The 21271-nt window shown below is 52.0% G+C and carries 18 protein-coding genes and 6 pseudogenes; 20 read left to right on the forward strand and 4 right to left on the reverse strand.

Going from position 1 to position 21271, the window contains the following annotated elements; all coding sequences use genetic code 11:
* Positions 1 to 4 precede the first annotated feature (4 nt).
* The 8 genes and pseudogenes from CKW30_RS18515 (at position 5) to CKW30_RS18545 (ending at position 5537) form a co-directional block, all read left to right on the forward strand.
* Positions 5 to 1288 (forward strand): arsenic transporter, encoded by a 1284-nt coding sequence (locus tag CKW30_RS18515; RefSeq protein WP_095181536.1) that lies wholly within the window; start codon positions 5 to 7, stop codon positions 1286 to 1288.
* A gap of 16 nt (positions 1289 to 1304) precedes the next feature.
* Positions 1305 to 1775, forward strand: a complete 471-nt coding sequence (locus CKW30_RS18520; protein ID WP_033902850.1) for an arsenate reductase ArsC — start codon at positions 1305 to 1307, stop codon at positions 1773 to 1775.
* 47 nt (positions 1776 to 1822) lie between these two features.
* Positions 1823 to 2536 carry an arsenical resistance protein ArsH gene (gene arsH / locus CKW30_RS18525; RefSeq protein WP_095181537.1) on the forward strand — a complete coding sequence of 238 codons (714 nt, stop codon included), beginning with the start codon at positions 1823 to 1825 and terminating at the stop codon, positions 2534 to 2536.
* Positions 2537 to 2556: 20 nt separating this feature from the next.
* The gene (gene arsC / locus CKW30_RS18530; RefSeq protein ID WP_095181538.1) at positions 2557 to 2979 is read left to right on the forward strand and encodes an arsenate reductase (glutaredoxin); all 423 of its coding nucleotides are present in this window, start codon (positions 2557 to 2559) and stop codon (positions 2977 to 2979) included.
* Positions 2980 to 3138: 159 nt separating this feature from the next.
* Positions 3139 to 4218 (forward strand): ArsO family NAD(P)H-dependent flavin-containing monooxygenase, encoded by a 1080-nt coding sequence (locus CKW30_RS18535; RefSeq protein ID WP_095181539.1) that lies wholly within the window; start codon positions 3139 to 3141, stop codon positions 4216 to 4218.
* Between the two features lie 222 nt (positions 4219 to 4440).
* A pseudogene (locus CKW30_RS27645) lies at positions 4441 to 4818 on the forward strand (permease); the annotation flags it as partial.
* 83 nt (positions 4819 to 4901) lie between these two features.
* Positions 4902 to 5282 (forward strand): permease, encoded by a 381-nt coding sequence (locus tag CKW30_RS27650; protein ID WP_256584366.1) that lies wholly within the window; start codon positions 4902 to 4904, stop codon positions 5280 to 5282.
* A gap of 18 nt (positions 5283 to 5300) precedes the next feature.
* On the forward strand, positions 5301 to 5537 hold the full coding sequence (locus CKW30_RS18545) for a thioredoxin family protein (RefSeq protein WP_095181540.1): 237 nt from the start codon (positions 5301 to 5303) through the stop codon (positions 5535 to 5537).
* 373 nt (positions 5538 to 5910) lie between these two features.
* Here CKW30_RS18545 and CKW30_RS27655 read toward each other — a convergent pair.
* Positions 5911 to 6141: pseudogene (locus CKW30_RS27655) on the reverse strand (N-acetyltransferase family protein); the annotation flags it as partial.
* A gap of 382 nt (positions 6142 to 6523) precedes the next feature.
* On the opposite strand from CKW30_RS27655, the gene CKW30_RS18560 reads away from it, so the two are divergent.
* From CKW30_RS18560 to CKW30_RS18595, 7 genes and pseudogenes are all read left to right on the forward strand, one after another.
* Positions 6524 to 8164 (forward strand): methyl-accepting chemotaxis protein, encoded by a 1641-nt coding sequence (locus CKW30_RS18560; protein WP_095181541.1) that lies wholly within the window; start codon positions 6524 to 6526, stop codon positions 8162 to 8164.
* A gap of 396 nt (positions 8165 to 8560) precedes the next feature.
* Positions 8561 to 10045, forward strand: a pseudogene (locus CKW30_RS18565) (SulP family inorganic anion transporter).
* A gap of 11 nt (positions 10046 to 10056) precedes the next feature.
* A complete protein-coding gene (locus CKW30_RS18570; RefSeq protein ID WP_095181542.1) occupies positions 10057 to 10908 on the forward strand; it encodes a universal stress protein in 852 nt (283 codons plus the stop codon).
* Between the two features lie 92 nt (positions 10909 to 11000).
* Positions 11001 to 11534, forward strand: coding sequence for an NUDIX hydrolase (locus CKW30_RS18575; protein ID WP_095181543.1), 534 nt, complete (start codon positions 11001 to 11003; stop codon positions 11532 to 11534).
* A 195-nt stretch (positions 11535 to 11729) separates the two neighbouring features.
* Positions 11730 to 12476: a helix-turn-helix domain-containing protein gene (locus CKW30_RS18580; RefSeq protein ID WP_095181544.1), complete on the forward strand. Its 747-nt coding sequence runs from the start codon at positions 11730 to 11732 to the stop codon at positions 12474 to 12476.
* Positions 12477 to 12831: 355 nt separating this feature from the next.
* Positions 12832 to 13077, forward strand: a complete 246-nt coding sequence (locus CKW30_RS18585) for a hypothetical protein (protein WP_177434219.1) — start codon at positions 12832 to 12834, stop codon at positions 13075 to 13077.
* Positions 13078 to 13958: 881 nt separating this feature from the next.
* Complete coding sequence (locus CKW30_RS18595; RefSeq protein ID WP_095181547.1) at positions 13959 to 15128, forward strand: PAS domain-containing sensor histidine kinase; 1170 nt, start codon at positions 13959 to 13961, stop codon at positions 15126 to 15128.
* Between the two features lie 73 nt (positions 15129 to 15201).
* Here CKW30_RS18595 and CKW30_RS18600 read toward each other — a convergent pair whose 3' ends face one another.
* From CKW30_RS18600 to CKW30_RS18610, 3 genes are all read right to left on the reverse strand, one after another.
* Complete coding sequence (locus tag CKW30_RS18600) at positions 15202 to 15894, reverse strand: DUF421 domain-containing protein (RefSeq protein WP_095181548.1); 693 nt, start codon at positions 15892 to 15894, stop codon at positions 15202 to 15204.
* 153 nt (positions 15895 to 16047) lie between these two features.
* Entirely contained in the window at positions 16048 to 16275 is a 228-nt protein-coding gene (locus tag CKW30_RS18605; RefSeq protein ID WP_095181549.1) for a DUF6555 family protein, read from the reverse strand.
* 161 nt (positions 16276 to 16436) lie between these two features.
* Positions 16437 to 16847 carry a response regulator gene (locus CKW30_RS18610; RefSeq protein WP_095181636.1) on the reverse strand — a complete coding sequence of 137 codons (411 nt, stop codon included), beginning with the start codon at positions 16845 to 16847 and terminating at the stop codon, positions 16437 to 16439.
* A gap of 542 nt (positions 16848 to 17389) precedes the next feature.
* Between CKW30_RS18610 and CKW30_RS18615 the strand changes: the two are divergent.
* The 5 genes and pseudogenes from CKW30_RS18615 to CKW30_RS27940 all read left to right on the forward strand — a co-directional run.
* Positions 17390 to 17859: pseudogene (locus CKW30_RS18615) on the forward strand (DUF3429 domain-containing protein).
* 288 nt (positions 17860 to 18147) lie between these two features.
* A complete protein-coding gene (locus tag CKW30_RS18620) occupies positions 18148 to 18549 on the forward strand; it encodes a hypothetical protein (protein WP_095181550.1) in 402 nt (133 codons plus the stop codon).
* 247 nt (positions 18550 to 18796) lie between these two features.
* A complete protein-coding gene (locus CKW30_RS18625) occupies positions 18797 to 19183 on the forward strand; it encodes a hypothetical protein (protein ID WP_095181551.1) in 387 nt (128 codons plus the stop codon).
* 556 nt (positions 19184 to 19739) lie between these two features.
* Positions 19740 to 20507, forward strand: a pseudogene (locus tag CKW30_RS27935) (PAS domain-containing protein); the annotation flags it as partial.
* Positions 20508 to 20612: 105 nt separating this feature from the next.
* A pseudogene (locus CKW30_RS27940) lies at positions 20613 to 21050 on the forward strand (methyl-accepting chemotaxis protein); the annotation flags it as partial.
* Positions 21051 to 21271 lie beyond the last annotated feature (221 nt).

Raw genomic sequence — 21271 nt, forward strand, 5'->3', positions numbered from 1 at the left:
TGAAATGCTGATTGCCGTATTGATCTTTATCGCCACCATCGTCCTTGTCATCTGGCAGCCCAAGGGGCTTGGGGTGGGCTGGAGTGCGATGTTCGGTGCCATCGTGGCGTTGTTGGCAGGTGTCGTTACCCTTGCCGACATACCAGAGGTTTGGCGCATCGTCTGGAATGCCACTGGGACTTTCATCGCGGTCATCATCATTAGTCTGCTTCTTGATGAGGCAGGTTTTTTCAAGTGGGCTGCGCTGCATGTGGCCCGATGGGGAGGCGGGAGCACCCGCAAACTGTTCGCATTTATCGTCCTGCTGGGCGCAGCGGTGTCGGCTCTGTTCGCCAATGACGGAGCAGCATTGATCCTCACACCCATTGTGATCGCGATGTTGCTGGCGCTGCGTTTTTCTCCTGCTGCTACGTTGGCATTCGTTATGGCAGCCGGTTTTATCGCCGATACGGCGAGCTTACCGCTGGTGGTTTCCAACCTGGTCAACATCGTTTCTGCCGACTACTTCGATATCGGCTTCAACGAATATGCTTCGATCATGGTGCCGGTAAACATCGTCAGCGTGGCGGCGACATTAGCCATGCTACTGTGGTTTTTCCGCAAAGATTTACCAAAGACCTATGACCTCAACCAACTGAACAATCCGGACGAGGCAATCCACGACCGGGCCACGTTTGTAGCCGGCTGGTGGGTGCTGGCACTACTCCTGATCGGCTTCTTTGTCATTGAGCCATTGGGGGTGCCAATCAGCGCCATTGCAGCGGTCTGTGCGTTCATTCTCTATGTCATCGCGGCTCGTGGTCACGCCATCAACACAAGCAAGGTGCTCAAAGAGGCCCCATGGCAAGTGGTGATTTTTTCTTTGGGTATGTACCTGGTTGTTTATGGCCTGAAGAACGCCGGCCTGACCGACCACATCGCGCAGATCCTGAACGTGTTCGCCGGTTATGGCGTTTGGGGCGCGTCCCTGGGTACAGGGCTGCTAATAGCATTGCTGTCTTCGATCATGAACAACATGCCTACGGTTCTGGTTGGTGCCTTATCCATTCATGCCGCCGAAGTTGATGGCGTCGTACAGCAAGCGATGGTGTACGCCAACATCATTGGCTGCGATCTAGGCCCGAAGATCACTCCAATTGGCAGTCTGGCCACGCTGCTGTGGCTGCATGTGCTGGCCAAGAAGGACATCAAGATCAGCTGGGGTTACTACTTCAAGACTGGGATCGTGCTGACCTTGCCTATCCTCGTCGCCACCTTGTCTGCCCTGGCATTGCGCCTCAGTCTCTGAGTCAAGGAATCTTCTGATGAAAGTCTTGTTCATGTGCACCCACAACAGCTGCCGAAGCATTCTGTCCGAGGCGCTGTTCAATCACCTGGCGCCTGAAGGCGTAGAAGCGGTCAGCTCGGGGAGCTTTCCCAGTGGCCGGGTGAATCAAAGGGCACTGCAGACGCTTGAGGCGGCGGGTATCTCTACGGCGGGCTTAAGCAGCAAGGCTTCGGATGCTTTTGAAGGCTCACCTCCCGACATCGTGATTACTGTCTGTGATCGGGCTGCAGGAGAAGCATGCCCCATCTTTTTCGGCCCAGCTTTGAAGGCGCATTGGGGGCTGGCCGACCCGTCTGAGGCTAGCGGGTCGGAAGCCGAGATCACAGCAGCGTTTGAAACCACACTGGCCAAAATTCACGAACGCGTGAGCGCATTTCTTGCGCTGCCACTGAAGACCATCAGCACTGACCAGTTGAAAGCTGAACTGAACCGCATCGGTTCGCTTTAAAGATCAACCGAGGCGGCGTCCTAGCCGACGCCGTGGTAGGAGTTTATATGCAAGATACATTGCCGAACGTACACACCGACCTGATCGACATTCCGTCGTTGGAGCAACTGGAGCCGCGTACGCCTTCGCTCCATAAACCGCGCATTCTTCTACTGTATGGATCAACGCGAGAGCGCTCATTCAGCCGGTTGGTGACTCAGGAAGCAGCCCGCTTGTTGGAGGAGTTTGGCGCCGAAACCAAAATCTTCGATCCCTCGGGTTTGCCGCTGCCGGACGATGCTCCGGATACACATCCCAAAGTGGCGGAATTGCGCGAACTCATGCAATGGTCTGAAGGACAGGTGTGGTGTTCGCCTGAACGGCACGGCTCCATGAGCGCAGTATTCAAGGCCCAGATCGACTGGGTTCCGCTTGCGATTGGTGCAGTTCGACCTACGCAAGGAAAGACCCTTGCAGTAATGCAGGTCTGCGGTGGCTCGCAATCTTTCAACGTGGTCAATCAGCTGCGCGTACTGGGCCGATGGATGCGGATGTTCACCATCCCAAACCAATCTTCGGTGGCCAAGGCGTTTACCGAGTTCGACGAGGCAGGTCGTATGAAGCCGTCCTCGTACTACGACCGACTCGTGGACGTGATGGAAGAGCTGATGAAGTTCACGCTGCTGTTGCGGGGTCGCCAGGACTACTTGGTTGATCGGTACTCCGAGCGTAAAGAGTCAGCTGAAGAGCTGTCCAAGCGCGTCAACCAGCGCTCCATTTGATACCACCGCGAGGAAACGGTATGAGTCAGATAACGATTTATCACAACCCGCAATGTGGAACCTCTCGCAATACCTTGGAGCTGATCCGCAACAGCGGAGAAGAGCCGACGGTTATCGAGTACCTACAGACCCCACCTGACCGCACCACGCTTGTCAGGCTGATCAAAGATATGGGTACCGAGGTGCGGGCGCTGCTTCGTATCAAAGGTACTCCCTACGAGGAGCTAGGACTCGGCGATACTTCACTTACTGATGACCAGCTCATCGATGCCATGATGGCTCATCCCATCCTGATCAATCGCCCCATCGTCGTGACGCCTTTGGGCACACGCTTGTGTCGTCCGTCAGAGGCCGTCCTCGACCTTCTGCCGCAAGAGCAGCGCGGCAGCTTCGTCAAAGAAGACGGACAAGTCGTCATTGATGAGAATGGCCGTAGGGTTTAAACCGATGTAAAGCAGATGGGCCTGGAGGCATGAGGCCTAATTGCCGGCTGACCAACGGCAGCTTTAGCATGTTCAACAGATGATCGAGATCAGACTGGATTCGTTCTTGGGTCTCTATACTGGCGACAGTTCAGCATCGACTTAAGGTTTCCCCCCCCCATGACTCATTCGGCCCGCGACAAACTAGACGTAGTCATCATTGGCGGGGGGCAGTCAGCTTTGGCAGTGGCGTATTTTCTGCGCCGAACTCAACTGTCGTTTGTCATCCTCGACGCCGAGGAAGGGCCCGGTGGTGCCTGGCGGCATGGCTGGAACTCGCTGCGTTTATTCTCACCCTCCACCTGGAGTTCGATACCTGGCTGGATGATGCCTCCAGCGCAGGAAGGCTACCCAACACGAAATCATGTGATCGACTATCTCAGTCAATATGAGCAGCGCTACCAATTCCCGGTTGAACGCCCGGTTCGGGCTATTTCTGTAGAGCGTATAGAGTCTGGCTTACGAGTACGCTCTGACGCCAAGTATTGGGATGCCAAGATTGTAATCAGCGCTACCGGTACTTGGAGCAATCCGTATATCCCTCACTATCCTAATGCCGAGCTATTCGCCGGTCGTCAGCTTCACTCCGCGCACTATGTTGAAGCGCATGCATTTGCTGGCAAGAAGGTTCTGGTGGTGGGGGGTGGTAATTCAGGAGCGCAGATTTTGGCGGAAGTCTCCAAAGTCGCTGAGACTACTTGGGTAACGCCTGCTGAACCTGTGTTTTTGCCTGATGAAGTGGATGGACGGGTGCTGTTCGAACGGGCTACTCAGCGCTTGAAAGCTCAACAGGAGGGGCGCGTCATTGACCAGCCCATCGGCGGGTTGGGCGACATTGTCATGGTACCGCCCGTTATAGAAGCCCGTGAACGCGAAGCTTTAAAATCTGTACGCCCATTTGAACGTTTCACTCGCGAAGGCGTTATTTGGGCCGATGGATCTGAAGCTGCAGTGGATGTTGTCATCTGGTGTACCGGATTCAGGCCCGCACTTCAGCACTTGGAGCCGCTGGGAGTGATCAACACCGAAGGCCGTGTCGAGGTCGAAGGCACTCATTCGATCCACGAGCCAAGACTATGGCTGGTGGGCTATGGCGAATGGACAGGCTCGGCTTCCGCGACGCTGATTGGTGTCACACGCACCGCACGCAGCACCGTCAACGAGATCGCGACCTGTCTTGGCGATCCATCCATGGCCTAGCGCGCCTGAGCCTAGGGAGTAGAGGGCATGAACGACATGATCGTGCGCTGGGCTGCGCGAAATCCCCGCCTGTTTTTAGCGGCAGCAGCGCTTGCCTGGTTCGGATTGTACGAAGCCCTTATTCCTGTTTCAGAGGCTTTGGTCGCAGCGCTTCCAGTTGATCGGAATAGCCCCCTTGGAGGCGCCTTACAGTTTTTTTTCTACGACACGCCCAAAGTGTTGATGCTGTTGACGGGCATCGTGTTCTTGATGGGCATGCTCAACTCCCACTTCACGCCTGAACGCACCCGCGCAATATTGGCAGGGCGAAGCGAGGGCACGGCCAATGTCATGGCGGCCTCGCTCGGTGTGTTTACCCCATTTTGCTCATGCTCAGCCGTTCCTCTTTTTATAGGTTTTGTTCAAGCTGGCGTGCCCCTGGGGGTGACGTTCTCCTTCCTCATTTCTGCGCCCATGGTGAATGAGGTCGCGCTGACACTGCTGCTTGGCTTATTCGGCTGGAAAGTTGCGTTGCTGTATCTCAGCCTAGGGTTGTTTATTGCGATTGTGGCTGGCTGGGTCATTGGCCGCCTGAAAATGGAGGCCTATCTGGAAGATTGGATTCGTGAAATGCCCAGGATTCAGGCAACTGCCGGGGACACACGCATGCCCTTATATGAGCGGATAAGTGCCGGTTTGGCTGCGTGCGTGAAATCGTCGGAAAAGTCTGGCCTTACATCCTCGGCGGTATTGCCATTGGCGCGGGCATTCACGGGTATGTGCCAGAGGATTTCATGGCCAGTTTCATGGGCAAGGAAGCCTGGTGGTCGGTTCCGCTCGCGGTTCTTATCGGCATCCCCATGTATACCAATGCGGCAGGCATGATCCCCATTGTGCAGGCACTACTCGCAAAGGGCGCGGCACTGGGCACTCTGCTGGCCTTCATGATGAGTGTCATCGCTCTATCTCTTCCGGAGATGGTAATTTTGCGCAAGGTGCTTAAAGTTCGCCTGATAGCTACCTTCATTGGGGTCGTCGCCGTCGGCATTCTCATCGTTGGTTACGTCTTCAACTTCGCTTTGTAATCCACCTACCGAGGTTTTATGAAAGACATTAAGGTTCTGGGCACCGGTTGCGCAAAATGCAAATCGACAGTCGCCATCATCGAACAAGTGGCGAGTGCGAAAGGCATCCCCGTAAAGCTGGAAAAAATCGAAGACATGCAACAGATCGTCGGCTACGGGGTCATGTCCACCCCGAGTGTTGTGATTGATGGAAAGGTTGTTCACTCAGGGGGCATCCCGACCCCTGACAAGGTTGAAGAGTGGCTCAGCGCTTAGAGGGGCTAGAGGCTCCTCAGGCCACAGTGGGGAGCTGCCCGGCATTGGATCGTGCACCGTAAAGGAAGCTCGCGAACGCGGTATGCTGAACGCGATACGGCCATTCACGCATTTCATGTCAATGGGTGTTATATGGCCTTCGGTAACCTAGACGAAGACCGATGTCGTCATCTGGTGTACTGGATTTTCTCAGGCGGTCGACCACCCGAGCAACCTGAGCATCATCGGCGATGGCAGCAAAGTCGCTGTGAATGAAAACCGGAGTGTTGATTCACCCCATCTGTGGATGGAGGGCTATGGCGGTTGGACGGGGCTTGCGTCCGCTACGTTGATCGGAGTAACCCGCACCGCTTGGGGTGTAGTCAACAAAGTCTGCCGGACGTGCGCGGTGCTGGCTGGCATCGGCGTGGCCCTTGATCTCCCCACCTTCTTCGGCCACCAGGTAGGGATATGTCTAAACTGTCGTCGCTATTCGCTGAGCGATTTCCTCAGCGCTTGGCGGAATCTCTTCAAACGAGATCGCTGTTGTTGAAACGATGGGGGCGTAAATGCGCTGGATAGCTAAAGCGTCTGCTACCGACGCCGCACGTATTTTCAACGCCATGTAAGTCGTCTCTGATTCAAGAATTCCAGACCTATTTTGGATTAAATATGAGCATGAAAATGCGTGAGTACGTGGACACCGATCCTCGGCTCAACAGTGATTCCTTCCTGCCTATAGTCTATCGCCCTTAACTCATTTGCTCGGCAGTGAAGCTATGGCTCTTACCACTGGCATACCCACAGAGGATCGCGAGCATCAAAGACTTAAGCGATAATCATTATTAAAAAACTGTCGCCACTTAAGTTATCTTCCCTGAAGTCGTGTGTGTTGAAGCAGTCTGTAACAAATAAAGCTCAATGATAGAGCCTATCTGCCGATAGCCATCCTGATCAATGGCACGCCTCAAGGTAAACCAGATCACCCCTACTAAAGAGGACTTTTTATGACTTGGTTTCTTAATCTACGCCTTGCGGCAAAGCTGTCGATGTCATTTTTGATATGTGCATTGATAACCGTTGCGATTGGGTTTGTCGGAATGAACGGAAATTCACGACTAGGTGAAATGATCTCATCCGTCTTTGACAACAACATAACTTCCATGAACAAAGTAAATGAGGCTCTTCAGCAATTAATTTATCACAATAGAGATCTTTACCTGCTCCTTTCGCAAAAAGCAGGTCACGCTCCTGATGCCGAGTTGGCAGCAACTCAAAAGTCTATATCTGATCGCCAGGTTGCTGTTGAAAAAGCGTTTGCGACATATCGTAGTACACCACAGCGTGACGATGAAAAAGCGTTGAGTCAGAAATTTGATGTTGATTGGCCCGCTTACATAAATTCGGGTGAGCAATTTATCAAACTTGTACGAGCAGAAGACCTGCCACAGGCGAGGGCAGCCCTAGCCAATGATGTCAGCAATAAATATAACTCTGCTGAAAAAGAGATGTTAGGGATTATTGCCTCTAACAATGATCAAGCAGATGACGAGCAAGTAGCTAGCGAAGGTTTAATTCGTAACTCACAACTTACCATGATTTCGGGCATGGTGATCGCGTTTATCCTGGCTATGGGCTTGGGCCTTCTTATTACTCGCCTGATTACAAAACCACTGTCTTATGCTGTGTTGGCTGCTGAACGCGTTGCAGGTGGAGATTTAACGCAGCGTATTGAGCCCGGTAGCCAGGACGAGACGGGGCAATTGCTGTCTTCGTTGGGTGAGATGCAGGCGAGTCTTCGGAATACTATTCAAAATATATCGAGCGCCTCAGATCAGCTTGCTTCCGCTGCAGAAGAGTTGAGTGTAGTCACAGACGAAAGCACACGTGGCCTCACTCAACAAAACAGCGAAATTGAACAGGCTGCTACCGCTGTAAACGAAATGACAGCAGCCGTTGACGAGGTTGCTCGTAACGCTGTTTCTACCGCAGAAATATCGCAACGTACCAATCAGGACGCGATCTCGGGCAAGAGCAAGGTTGGAGAAGCGGTTCTGGCGATTGAGGACATGGTTGGCGAAATCAATTCATCGAGCTCGCAAGTTCAGGCGCTCGCTCATCAGACGAAAGAAATCAGCAAGGTGCTTGAAGTTATTAGGTCGATTGCTGATCAAACCAACCTCCTGGCTTTGAATGCGGCCATTGAAGCTGCTCGAGCAGGCGAACAAGGTCGTGGCTTTGCAGTGGTGGCTGACGAGGTCAGAGCTTTGGCTCATCGCACCCAGTCCTCTACTATCGAAATTGAGGGGATGATTAACACCGCGCAAACAAGCGCGACTTCGGTAGTGGAAACCATGAGCAAGAGTGAGATCCAGGCAGATAACACACGTCAGCTTGCGCAGGCCGCAGGCGTAGCACTGGAATCGATCACTGAAGGTGTAGCTGCAATCACAGAGCGCAATCTGGTAATCGCAAGCGCGTCAGAAGAACAGGCACAGGTTGCTCGTGAGGTAGATCGTAACCTCGTCAACATTCAAAGCTTGTCAGCTCAAACAGCTACAGGCGCGCATCAGACAAATGCCTCGAGCCACGAGCTCTCAAGGCTTGCAGTATCCTTCAACCAGTTGGTAGCCAAATTTAAGCTTTAGATCCCATAGAAAAGTGCGCTTTTGCTGGCGCACTTTTCACCCTACGTTACACAAGCATGGGATTGCCAATAGTTATAACTCAACTCGAGCCGACCAAATCCGAATCGGCGAGTGGCAATCGACAGTAACCCAACCGTATACTTATTGATGAGCCTTACCCTTGAGCTACAGAACCATCAGGATGACTGTACTCCAAACGATCTACTGGCAGCCTAGGCCGCCTTAGCACTACCCCTCGCAACACCCTGCTTTCGCTAGCCTCGCTCGCGGGTGGCCACTGCTGTACGCCTGGTTTTACACCTTAAGCACACAGTAAAAAAACCTCAAAATTTGAACTTGTATCGATTCGCTCGCCTTTCCCTTGGCGTGCGCGATGCTTTGCCTTGGATATTTTCTATGCTGCAAAAACTTAGACACACGTGGTTTTCCAACGTCCGTGGCGACGTGCTCGGGGGGTTAGTGGTCGCACTCGCGCTGATCCCGGAAGCCATCGCCTTTTCCATCATCGCCAGCGTTGACCCAAAGGTCGGACTTTACGCCTCCTTCTGTATCTGTGCTGTCATCGCCTTTGTCGGCGAGAGTCCCGGAATGATCTCGGCGGCGACAGGCGCCATGGCACTGCTGATGGTTACCCTAGTAAAGAGCATGGACTTCAGTACCCGCTGGCCGCGACTCTACTATGTGGCGTACTTCAAATCGTTGCCGGCTACCTGAAGCTTGGTTCGTTAATGCGCTTTGTTTCACGTTCTGTAGTCACCGGTTTCGTAAACGCATTGGCGATCCTGATTTTCATGGCGCAGTTGCCGGAACTTACGAATGTCACCTGGCATGTCTATGCCATGACCGCATCTGGCCTCGGCATCATATACCTGTTCCCGTATGTGCCGAAAATTGGCAAGCTGATTCCCTTGCCGCTGGTGTGCGTGCTGACCCTGACTGCTATCGCGATTTACCTGGGACTGGATATCCGCGCCGTGGGGGACATGGGGCAGCTACCGGACACACTGCCGATTTTCTTGTCGCCTGAAGTACCGCTGTATTTTGAAACCTTGCGCTTCATTTTTCCGTACTTAGCAGCACTCGCAGTCGTCGGTCTACGGGGTCTGTGATGACAGCGACCATCGTCGATGATCTGACAGATACCACCAGTAACAAAAAACCGTGAGTGCAAGGGGCAAGGTGTTGCTAACATCGCAGCTGTGATGCTCGGTGGGATAGCCGGCTGCGCCATGATTGGTCAATCGATCATCAGCGTGAAGTCTGGCGGTCGTACTCGTCTTTCAACTTTATGTGCGGGGATCTTTCTGCTGCTGATGGTGGTGTTCCTCGGCGAATGGCTTTTCAAAATACCAATGGCGGCACTTGTTGCGGTGATGATCATGGTCTCCATCGGAGCTTTCAGCTGGGATTCTCTGCGCAACCTGGAAAAAAACCGCTATCGACCAACCTTGTCATGGTCGCGACTGTTGTGGTGGCCGTGGCAACGCATAACTTGGCTTACGGCGTACTCGTGGGCGTTCTTTTGGCTTCGCTGTTCTTGCGAACAAGGTTGGACATTACCTCGACCTCAAAAGCACCTTTTCAAGAGTCGAAGTCGCATCGGACTTACCACGTCGTGGCCAGGTGTACTTTAGCGCTGCGTACAAGTTCACTGAATTTTTTGACTTCAAGGAAGCTCTCAACAAAGTCACCATCGATCTCACACACGCGCATTTTTGGGATATCACCGCCGTCGCAGCGTTGGATAAGGTCGTGATCAGGTTCCGCCGCGAGGGCGCCGAGGTTGAAGTGCTCTGTCTCAATGAGGCCAGCGCCCCAATCGTTGACCGCTTCGGCGTGCATTACATACCTGGCGCCATCGATAAGCTCATGAGCCACTGAGGAGACCGACAATGACCCACGTAATGGCATGCATTGATAATTCACAATCCTCGCTGGCGGTCTGCGATTACTCAACATGGGCGTCGCAACAACTCAGCGCACCCCTTACCTTGTTGCATGTATTGGATGAGGAGAAGTACCCAGCATCGGCAGACCTGAGCGGCAACATCGGTCTTGGCAGTCGAGAGCATCTGCTGAAGGAGTTGGCCACCTTGGATGCAGAGCGCGCCAGACTCGCTCTGAAGCAAGGTCAACACATGCTTGAAAAGGCTAGGGAGCGAACGGTCACTTCCGGAGCTGCATTTCCTGAGTTGAAGCAGCGCCACGGACACTTGATAGAAAGTCTGATCAATCTTCAGGACGATATTCGATTACTGGTCATCGGACGAGTGGGTGATGACAGCACACGTGGAGTTCACGGACTTGGCAGCCAAATTGAAGCTGTCGTGCGTACTATTCACCGTCCAATTTTGATCGCAGCCAGCAACTATAAAAAACCGGAAAAAGTAATGCTCGCGTTTGACGGTAGCCCAACAGCCAATAAGGCCGTTGAGCTGCTTGCCGCCAGCACGCTTTGCGCAAACCTATCGATTCATCTGGTGATGGTTGGTGCTGACTCGGAAGGCAACCGAGACGTGTTGGAGAAAGCTAGGAACCTCCTACTTACAAACGGTTTTGTCGTCATAGCCCAGATCCTGCAAGGAGAAGTGGAAGCGGCTCTGCACGTTTATCAGGCCGAGCACGAAATTGATCTTCTCGTCATGGGAGCCTACGGCCACTCGCGCATCAGACGGTTTCTGGTAGGAAGCACGACTACTACGATGCTTCGGGCAGCCTCCATGCCTGTATTGCTGCTTCGTTGAAGTATCGCATCAGACTGCAGTGTTTCCAGGACTCTGGAAATACTGTGAACATCTTAAATGATGATTACCTGAACAAGTCCGGTTGAGACCTCATGCAACTCATAACCGAAATTATTCACCCAGAACTTAAATCCATACAAGGCAGAGTATTCCGCCGTCATGCCGCACGCGGCATCGTGTTACGGGACGAACAGATCCTGTTGCTGTTCACTGAGCGCTATAACGACTTTAGCTTTCCGGGCGGCGGACTTGATGCCGACGAGGACATTGTCACAGGCCTGAAGCGTGAGCTTGAGGAAGAGACTGGTGCCCGTGAGATTCAGGTACTCCAGCACTACGGCTATATCGAAGAATACCGGCCTTACTGGAAGCCACAATATGACCTGATGCACATGACGTCGCATTTTTATCTATGCGAAGTAGCGCCCCAACTAGAGCCTGTCAGAATGGAAAGCCACGAAATCGCTAATGGAATGCGGCCTGTCTGGGTCAACCTGCATGAGGCCATATCGCACAACGAAGCCGTGATGCAGCGTCAGGAGTCATCGATGGGGCAGTCAATTCAGCGCGAAACTCTCATGTTGAAAAAAGTGGCGTCCGAGTTGATGCCGCCAATCAGCCTTTGAGGGATATCTCAGCAACTTGTGGCGTAAAGCACGATGACCTCGCTTCGCGAGACGATGTTCCGGCCACAGGATTTCTGTCAGGGAGAAACTCCGTGGCCGGCTCGCTTACGCTTATTTAGAAACCGTGGCGGCGACAATGGCGGGCGCAGCGCTGCGTCGCAAAATCAGGACTCCACCGATTGCAGCCAGTGTCCGATGAATGAAGTGACATTTATTCAAAGTCAGTACCCAGAAGCCTTGTGGCTGAGTCGCAGTGTTTCAAAATTGTGTCTGTCCATTGGTCTGTCCAGTAGGGATGCTGAGCGTCTAAACAATTTAATGGCCGAGCGCATCAAGGTCAGAAGGGGCTCTGCTTTGTATCGTATTGGCGATCCGTTGTGCTCGATATACGCAGTTCGTGTCGGCGCATTCAAGACGGGCATTATGTCGGTTAATGGGCATAATCAAATCCTTGGCTTTCAAATGTCGGGTGACATGCTTGGTCTAGAAGTTATCAGCACGGGTTATTACGGCTGTGATGCAGTGGCCCTAGAGGATAGTGAAGTCAGTTCCATTAATTATTTTCAACTGGAGACACTCGCGCAGGATTTGCCAGCTGTACAGCATAATTTGAGTAAACTCCTGAGTTGTGAGATCGTACGCGACCGGCATATGATGTTTCTAATGGGGAATCTCAATTCTAAGGAAAGGTTGGCAGGCTTTCTTCTTAATCTGTCGCAACAGCTTAGCGTTCTAGGGAATTCGTCCACGAACTTTGTATTGAAGATGAGTCGTGAGGATATTGGTTCGTATATAGGGTTACGCCTGGAAACCATTTGTCGATGCATTGCGCATTTTCGAAACCATGGGTTAGCCGAAATAACTGGTCGGGACGTCAAGATTCTGAATGCTGAGGGTCTCAGGTATCTAATCTCGGGGCTTCATCGAAATGTACGCGACTAGGCAGATGGGTTTGCCGAGCTGTTACACAGAAGTTCTTGATGAAGGGACACCAAAAATGCCGCCCAGATTCGTCCTTATTCCTGCTCTTCAAATCGGAGAGCGACCCTCTAGTCCAAGTCTAAAATGCCCCGGCGTTGGGAGCAAAAAAGCCATCAATCATGTGCAGTTGGCTCTTGATTGTACTAGCAGCTCGAAGCGTTATCTCTGCGGATCGATTTTCATAGCATCGTTTCGAAGCCAGACGATCTAGCCACCGGTCGTCTACGCGTCTCACTAACGACGCTGGATAATGCCATAATGATGTCATATGGGAGTGTCGACGCTCTTACCCACACCCTCAAATATGCGTGACATCATGCCTTCGACCGACGACTTTCGATTCAACGCCCACCACCTTCTGCTTGACCTTGATGCAAGCACGAATCATCTCATGATGCTGGTCGTCTCCGGCGAAATGACAGGCAGCCGTTGGGATGATGCGGTATCTCGTCACAAGCAAGCCTATGAGTCTTGGGCTTCAATTCTCACGGGAATCAAAACCGATCCATTGCCTGCCATTGATGGTCGACCGGTAGAAAGGGAAAACTTTACCGCTGAGTAGCATCCAGCTGTCAAAAAACTTCAGTGGCCCCTATGCGTGCTTCCATGCCAAGTCGAAACGGCTTCCGCTGGCGAGAAAATCCATGTGGCTTCGCATGAAACATTGAGAGTCATTAGGGTTCGGCTACAGTTCAACGACTGACAAGGAGTGACGTATGAGCTGTTCAATATGTGGGGCGTCGGCTCGGGTGATTGAAACGAACTTTCATGGTGCGATTGTTGATTGCGTTGAGTGCGGTAGCTACGTTATTAGGGCCGATGTCCTCAAAAAGAAAGTGCTCCAGGGGAAAGTCGTAGCCGTACAAGCGACAAGGCTTTGGCTCGTCAGTCAGAGGCTTGGGCACAATCGCAGGCCAGTAATTAGCTCCGATACTGTCCGTTGGGAAAAATAACCCCGCCGATACTCGCGTGTACGCCCTGAGGAGTCTCTTTTCCATCACCCTGAAGGAGAAATCCGTGAATGGGTCGATGCCGACGCTTCATCTGAATTTGCCCCCGACCTTAGATGTCGACAACTGATTGAGCATTGCAATGACCACGACTCCACTGTTCAATAATTAAACCTAATCTATTTTGATCGATCATTTGCGGGCTTGGATTGAACTGATTGGGGTACAGGTGGTGCTTGGATTTGAACTTTCGTGTAATCGATTTTGTCACGGTGACGGCGTACGCCTTGCCGACTAGAATACATGCTGCGTCTGAAAATCTATCGGTCTTTCGGAGTGTCGTGCATTGGCGATGAATAGGTAAATGTGATTTTTTTCAAGGGTGTGGGCACTCATATTGGTCGCTTACGTCGGCGACTGTCCGCACATGAGCCTCTAGCGGATACTCGGGAAGCCATGGACAGTTTTCTTTTACCCTGAACGGAAGGCGGTGATGGCTGATGAATCATACCTAATACCTGATCCGCAGTCGCTTTTTGAAAACGCGCCCTGTGGTTTGGTTGTTACTCGGGAAGACGGCAGCATCCTGCGCGCCAACAAAATTTTTTGTACCTGGATTGGTTGGGGAAAAACCGATCTGGAGGGCCGGCGCTTTCAAGACCTCCTTACGATGGACGGACGTGTTTTTCATCAGATTCACTGGTCGCCGTTAATACAAATGCAAGGTTCGTTGGCCGAGGTGAAGCTGGAGCTGCAACATCGAGACAGGACAACAATTTCGATGCTGCTTAACGGCGTTCGTCATCAGCATGAGTCCGGCGTTGTTTATCATTTGGCGTTGTTCTGTACCGCCGACCGGGATAAGTACGAACGTGAACTGCTGGAAGCCCGGCACCTTGCTGAGAAGCTCCTCGCGACTAAGGTTGCTGCTGATGCAGCGTTGTCGCGAGCGCAGGCGCAGCTAAATAAAGCTTATGAAAAAGCTCAACGGCGCGCGTTATTTGCTGAGCAAATGGTTGCTATCGTTAGCCATGACCTCAAGAACCCGCTGACGGCTATCAAAATGGCTGCAGAGATACTCGCGCGGAAAATGCCTTCAGGGAAAGAAAAGCAGATGCTGAGCCACATCAGCAGCTCTACTGATCGTGCACATCGAATGATCACTGATCTTTTGGATTTTGCGCTGGCTAGGGTCGGGCTAGGTATATCCGTTTCGCGTTCAGCAGTTGACTTCCATTCAGTGGTGGCTCAGAGCATCCCAGAGCTGAAAATGACCTTTCCAGATGTAAGTCTTAAGCACCAATCTGTTGGGCAGGGGAATGTCGAGCTCGACGCTGATCGCATTCAACAAATCATTGGTAACCTAGTCGCTAACAGTGCCGCCTACGGAGACCATAAAAAACCGATTACTGTAGTATCGAGTCTTGATGTTGACCGCGTGAGCATTTCGGTTCACAACTTCGGCCCGGCAATTCCTGAGTCCGCTCTGCCCAAGCTTTTCGAGCCCATGACCCGTGGTTCAAACCATGACGGGCATCACCGCAGCGTGGGGCTTGGTCTCTTCATAGTTCGGGAAATCGCCAAGGCCCACGGGGGGGATATCTCAATGCACTCTACTGCTGACGAAGGCACGACCTTCACGGTGAGTTTTCCCTTGGTTTAGCTCTTTTATAAATTACAGATAACCCGGCACGCATAACGCGGAAGGCGTGAGCCTAGCCTTACTGTGAGCGTCGTCATCGGCAGCGGGGTGTCGTGAGCGCAATTGACCAAACTTCATGATCGCATCGAGAGCAATTTGCCCGCTGGGCCTCCGGAATATGCTGAGCGAAACCGCAATTTACGCAGCAGTACAGAGCCGTTGTGGGCGCAGTTTGAAACTCGGTACGGTGCTCTAATGGTAGAACGGACAGCCCAGGGCGCAGGTCTTTCTGCTCGAAAAAATAAAGGCTGACGTCGCCGTCGGTCTCAACGAGACCGAGCCTTACTTGTCCGAGATGTTCAACCCCTTGCTGTCGTAACTCCATCAGCAATTCGTTAGATGAGATGTTCAGCGTTTCTAAAGATTTGAGCTCATAGAGACCGTCACGGATGACGGTTACCGGAACCCCATCCATCCAGGCTTCGAATCTTTTGCTCTTCGTCATTATCAGCACGGTAAGTCTGTAAAGAAGTAGGAGCGTGAGAAATACTACGGCGACCGGCAGCAGCGGAACGTCATGGTAGAAGGACACGTCTCCTGCTGCTGAGCCCAATGTCAAAATTACGACCAACTCAAAAAGTGAAAGCTGTCTGATCCCTCGTCGACCGCTGGATTTCAAAAAAAGAAACACTGCAAGGAATGCGAAAGTGGCCCTGAAACCCACCTCCAGCAAAAACGTGAAGGGAAATTCGTCTATCAGCATCCGCTGGATATCAAAAGGCGACATCGTGACCTCGATTTTATTGTGAGAGTAGACGACTGATAGATTCAGGCTTTGATTCCAATACTGGTGCCAGTGCATTCAGCCGGCAATCGGACTCTGCGGTAGGGCTGCGACGCGAAGCGGCCTTATCAAAGGCCCGCGCCATATAACGCACTGCTACGTTGAGCTGGTTCGCCAAGTGACATCGGTAATGCCGTATTTTTCGGCTTGAGGTTTGGACACCATTTTCAGTGGCGGGCGACCGGGCCTGGGGATGGGAGCTACGCCCGAGTCGCAACTAGCCCAGTGCCAGGCATCAGCGTTTTGCATCGCTTTGCTACGGATGATGAACGACTTCGGCACACCATGAAGCTTGTAGTTGATGACGAATAGACTGTTTTCCATGACTTACTCCGTCTGCTCTTCGCTAACGGAGTCATTGAGCGGGAAAAAATTCAAAAAATTCAGGGAGTTCACCCCAGTATTGAATCAGGACAGCGGAGATACAGCTTCATCCGCTCCACACCAACCAAGTCCTGCGTGGTCTCACGGTTTTGAAGACAGGCTCAGCGTTTACTTATGGGGTTTCCGGGCTGCAGAAGCTCCGCCACTGCCACAACCATCTCATCCAGCGACCAAGGCTTGTGCAGGTAAATGGTTTGAGCTGGCACTTCGGTGCTCTCGATCAGATAACCCGAGGTAAGTATCGCAGCGATGTGAGGCCACCTGCCTTTAACCATCTCTATGAACTCGACGCCTTGGACTTGTCCGGGGACGCCATGATCGGCGATCACTAAGGCGCATTCGCCATATGCTTCGAGCAGGTAGGTCAGCGCATCATCCGCCGTAGCGAACGGGACAGTCCTAGCACCCATCTCATCAATGATATCTGTCATGAGCGACTGCAGAGTTGGGTCGTCCTCGATGACGATGACCTCACCGCGAATCGGCAGCAATCCTTCCCAATTTACGTTCAAGCAATACCCCTTAACCAGAGAAACCGACCGGAGCAAACGGAACGGTTGCATGAGTGTAAGCGAAATATCGCGTGCACCTTGGAAGTGCTTCTAGAACGCGGAGCATCCGAGTAGGTCGTGTCCCGTACAGATGTCGTAGCCGCGCATTGAGGAGCGTTTGGCCCGCACACTAGGCTCTGAAAGTTCGAGAGGGTGTTCCTGAAGACGGAGCTAATGGCAATGGCGTTGGGATGATTCGTAGTTGGAGCGTCTGCTGAGCGGTAATTGCTGACCGTGACTGAATTTTTTGCGCATTTCGTTGTTCACATTCAAACATTGCTTTAGTGGCCCGCCTGAACAACCTTGCTGGTGGGCTACTGAGAGCTTAACCAGACTTTAACTTTTGCAGGCCACCTAGCTCGGATGGCCCCTGTTTTCATAAATTCAAAAACGCCGATAGCTTCAAAGTTTCAGTCATTTAGTCCACCTCGTCATCAATATCTCGCCCAAGCTGGGGCTTTTGAGCCTACAGTCTTGAATGTCGCTCACCGCGAGGAATACTAATGAACGCGTTGCATTCAACCTCCCTGCCAAAGCACGTCAGATTGTTGGGTTATGGCGGTCTATTGCCGTTTATTTTTCTGGCGCTGCTGATCCCTTTCACTCTCGACTATCGGACGTTGTTTGAAATCGCGCTTGTTAACTATGGCGCAGTCATCCTGAGCTTCGTGGGAGCCTTGCACTGGGGCTTCGCCATGACCGTGCAAGACATAAGCGTCGAGCAGCGTCGTGACCGGTTTATCTGGAGTGTCATTCCTGCGCTTGTCGCTTGGGTCGCCACGTTACTGCCAATCCCACTGGGTTGCTTGCTGTTGTGTTGGTCGTCTGCTTGGTTGCCCATCTTCAGCAAGACAGGCATCTGTTGCGGGTTATGAGTTTGCCCGCCTGGTATCTGCCAATGCGATTACGGCTTACTCTCGTCGCTAGTGTCTGTTTGATTCTTGCCGCGATGGTAGAGGTACTTCATTCATGAAACCTGCTGTGTCCTGCTCGTTGCACATGACTTTGTGACGTGTGACCTGGACAGACGCGTGTGTGATACCGGGTGCGAACTAGGTGATCACCACAACCTCAGGCACCCGCCAGAGGCGCACTAAGATTTTCGGACGAACTCAAATAATCAAAGCAAGCGGGGCGTGCAGGCGTGCTGGATGAAAGCCCGTAGGGCCGAGACGTGGCTTGCCACAGCTCGATTCACGCAAGCCACCCGCCGAAGACGGCACGCCATAACTACCGCCCAGCTTGTGAGAAGGAGGCTTAAATGACCTGCAATGCACTCCGCGAGCGTGAGAAAACTAGGCGAAGGGTTCTGTGGGCGCTTGCCTGTCTCCACCCCGCTGATTCAAACGCATCCGACCTCCTTGCCATCCTCGATGATCTCGATGACCAAGAGCGAAACGTCACCTCTTATGGCGATAAGCCACTCAAACTTATTGAGGTTGGTAACTCTGTCTCGGTAATCCGCCATAACTCCGGAATCGACATCATTTTGGAGCAGACTATTCCGCAACCTTGGAGAGAGCGTTTCCACCAGGCAAGCATCGGGTCGACCAGAGTTGCTGGTGGGCCCTACGCCACAGACTGGAATAAATTTTCGACTGAATGGGAAGCTGAGATGTGGCACTTGGAAACTCACAGAGCTGCAAGGCACAAGCTAGAGTAGGCTAACTCAACCGTGGAGAAGTCATAGAACAAGATAGCTCAATTGGGTAATTCATGTTATCACTACCCTGAATGGCACCTGAGCGCAGTGCGGTCGCAATGGTGCTACATGCCTTTCCCTCCCGAAGCTACTGAGCCTCATTGACGAGCTCTCGCGCCGCGAGGCCCGGTGCACGCTAAACAGTTCCAAGTACATGGTTAAACCACCACAATGGTCTGGACATCAAATCATGCAAAGGACTGTTTTCATGAGCCAGTTAAGTGGATTCCACCTGAGGATGACCTGTGCTGCCACAGACTTGCCCATTGCAGACGCAGTGTTTCAGGCAGAGTTGAGGGCTTTACTGCACCCCTTTAGTCTCAACGATGCGGGCGCAAGCGACTGGAAAAAAAATTGGCAGTATGATTTAGGCCGGTATTACATAGAATTTTTTATCCCTCTCTATCAAGCTGGAATCCCTGCTGTATGGCATGGAGTTGTGGGTTGGCTGAAAGGGCAGCCCGGACGAATGCTCAGGATACGATTTAACGACACTGGCGGGATCGCTCAGTCACCAGAGGAAATTCTTCCGCTTTTAGAAGAAGTGCTGAGGGAGCTTAAAGCTCTTGTTCAAAAGACTACTACGAGTAAGTGAGGTTTTTAAACAATTCATAATGGACTTGCCACAACCAACCCGGACATCACGCCGTGTTAAGCTAATGCTGCCGCTAAGCACCTGAGCTCCTGAAGTGATCGACACTCAACACGCTGTGTGGATAGTGCTCTTGGAATAATTGAAGACTATTACCAAGTGCGAACCGAGTTTCTCGCGCAGGCTGAGGTATGTGCTCCACCTAGTCAAGCTTGATCATGCTCCCGAAGCTCTCAGCCACTACCCAAGCGCTGTGTCTTGACTCAAGACTCATGAACCATCGCCGGTTTGCCTTTGGCCCCAGCGGTGCCACCCTCCTGGCCCATAAGCTTCCCACGCATATCGTTGCCTCTATCATCATTACAACCGTTTACCTATCTCTTTCTAAGGAAAATAGGTGTCCTTCTTAATGCTGTCATTTCAGGCGCTTCGCACTGCAACCTAAGGGACAAAGTCAGCTGGTCATCTTAGATTTTTGCCCGTTTATCGAATGTCGGTCAAGCTTGTGCTTTAGTTGCCGATAGCTTGGCAACGCTCGGTGAATCCTTCGGTGGCAGGCATGTTCAACAAAAATATCAAGCAAGAGTTGCAAAAAGCAAAAAACGAGCTAGCGCTGAGCCAGCAATTGCTGAAGGGTCTCACTGAAGAGACATTAGCGCTAACCGTCGATGAAGACTTTAACATAGTAGATGCCAATTCGAAATTTCTTAGCTGTCTTGGGTATAGCACTAGCCTTATAGGGCGGCCTCTTAGTGAGATCGTTCCGAACTACGTGGTCAACCTTCCATGTTACCGAAACTTACGTGATGCTGTGAAAATAGGCAGCTCAGTAAGCGATAACTACCGCTATCTGAGTGCTGGTGGTAGTTTGGCCTGGTTATGGGGGATATGGCAGCCTATGAAGGATGAAACTGGAAAACTGCTGCACATTAGATTTTTTGGCAGAGACGTCACAGAGTCAATGAATCTCGCTCGAGAGAATGAAGCTTTTATAAAGGCGCTTTCGCGATCCACAGCAGTAATTGAGTTTGATTTGAACGGCACTGTACTCAATGCGAATGCCCCATTCCTAACAGCGATGGGTTATAATCTCGACCAAATCAAAGGCAAACACCATCGCATGTTCTGCGAACATGATGAGGCCTCATCACCAGCCTATTCCGCTTTTTGGAAAGCCCTTAACGACGGCGAGTTCGTAGCAGGGCGTTTTAAGCGCGTTGATAGTTACGGGCGCACAATTTGGCTAGAAGCCACCTACAATCCTGTCTACGACGCGCAGAATAAACTCTACAAATTTATTAAGTTTGCTACTGTTGTAACTGATCAAGTTGATCGGGAGTCTGAGGTTAACGAAGCGGCAAGCATAGCCTACGAGATTTCCCAAAAGACCGACTCTACCGCTCAGGAGGGTGCGCAGGTTGTTCAGGAAACTGTCGACACAATGCAGCGCATATCCCTTGTCATGCAGTCTGCATCTTTGAGTATCGAGGACTTGGGCAAGCAATCTCACCTTATTAGCTCGATGGTGCAGACCATCAGTAGTATCGCTCAACAGACAAATCTGTTGGCACTCAATGCCGCCATTGAAGCTGCTCGGGCTGGAGAGCAAGGGCGGGGATTTGCGGTGGTAGCGGATGAAGTGCGCCAGTTGGCAGGACGTACCAGTGCTGCTACGGAGGAAATTGTCAGTGTGGTGGGCAAGAATCAAGACTTGGTAAATAAAGCCGTGCAGGACATGGCAAGCAGTAAGCACCAAGCCGAGCAAGGCTTAGTTCTGGCCAACCAAGCTGGCTCGGTCATCGTGAAAATTCAAGAGGGTGCAAAGCAAGTCGTAAGCGCAGTAGGGCGATTTGCAAATCGGTTAAAATGAAGGAGGTTCACCCCCCTTCATCATTTGGTTGCGCTCGGCGGCTTTGGTTGCCGAGCACATCGATGGAATTGATTCAGAGTAGTTCGGAATTGAATGCCGAGGTGTAGGTTATCAAGTCCGTCTTGGGCATCTTGCAGATTCTGATTTACGAAGGTAGATGGCGGAAAATCGTGGAGGGTCATGTTCCAAGCGGCAAAAACAAATATCCGGGTCTCCGAATA

It is taken from the genome of Pseudomonas sp. Irchel 3F6 (assembly GCF_900187595.1).
Classification (GTDB): domain Bacteria; phylum Pseudomonadota; class Gammaproteobacteria; order Pseudomonadales; family Pseudomonadaceae; genus Aquipseudomonas; species Aquipseudomonas siliginis.

Bases quoted from the DNA above. Each gene is read 5' to 3' on its own strand.
- CKW30_RS18515 (WP_095181536.1), top strand. From the start codon at position 5: ATGCTGATTGCCGTATTGATCTTTATCGCCACCATCGTCCTTGTCATC.
- CKW30_RS18520 (WP_033902850.1), top strand. From the start codon at position 1,305: ATGAAAGTCTTGTTCATGTGCACCCACAACAGCTGCCGAAGCATTCTG.
- arsH (WP_095181537.1), top strand. From the start codon at position 1,823: ATGCAAGATACATTGCCGAACGTACACACCGACCTGATCGACATTCCG.
- arsC (WP_095181538.1), top strand. From the start codon at position 2,557: ATGAGTCAGATAACGATTTATCACAACCCGCAATGTGGAACCTCTCGC.
- CKW30_RS18535 (WP_095181539.1), top strand. From the start codon at position 3,139: ATGACTCATTCGGCCCGCGACAAACTAGACGTAGTCATCATTGGCGGG.
- CKW30_RS18545 (WP_095181540.1), top strand. From the start codon at position 5,301: ATGAAAGACATTAAGGTTCTGGGCACCGGTTGCGCAAAATGCAAATCG.
- CKW30_RS18560 (WP_095181541.1), top strand. From the start codon at position 6,524: ATGACTTGGTTTCTTAATCTACGCCTTGCGGCAAAGCTGTCGATGTCA.
- CKW30_RS18570 (WP_095181542.1), top strand. From the start codon at position 10,057: ATGACCCACGTAATGGCATGCATTGATAATTCACAATCCTCGCTGGCG.
- CKW30_RS18575 (WP_095181543.1), top strand. From the start codon at position 11,001: ATGCAACTCATAACCGAAATTATTCACCCAGAACTTAAATCCATACAA.
- CKW30_RS18580 (WP_095181544.1), top strand. From the start codon at position 11,730: ATGAATGAAGTGACATTTATTCAAAGTCAGTACCCAGAAGCCTTGTGG.
- CKW30_RS18585 (WP_177434219.1), top strand. From the start codon at position 12,832: ATGCCTTCGACCGACGACTTTCGATTCAACGCCCACCACCTTCTGCTT.
- CKW30_RS18595 (WP_095181547.1), top strand. From the start codon at position 13,959: ATGGCTGATGAATCATACCTAATACCTGATCCGCAGTCGCTTTTTGAA.
- CKW30_RS18600 (WP_095181548.1), bottom strand. From the start codon at position 15,894: ATGTCGCCTTTTGATATCCAGCGGATGCTGATAGACGAATTTCCCTTC.
- CKW30_RS18605 (WP_095181549.1), bottom strand. From the start codon at position 16,275: ATGGAAAACAGTCTATTCGTCATCAACTACAAGCTTCATGGTGTGCCG.
- CKW30_RS18620 (WP_095181550.1), top strand. From the start codon at position 18,148: ATGACCTGCAATGCACTCCGCGAGCGTGAGAAAACTAGGCGAAGGGTT.
- CKW30_RS18625 (WP_095181551.1), top strand. From the start codon at position 18,797: ATGAGCCAGTTAAGTGGATTCCACCTGAGGATGACCTGTGCTGCCACA.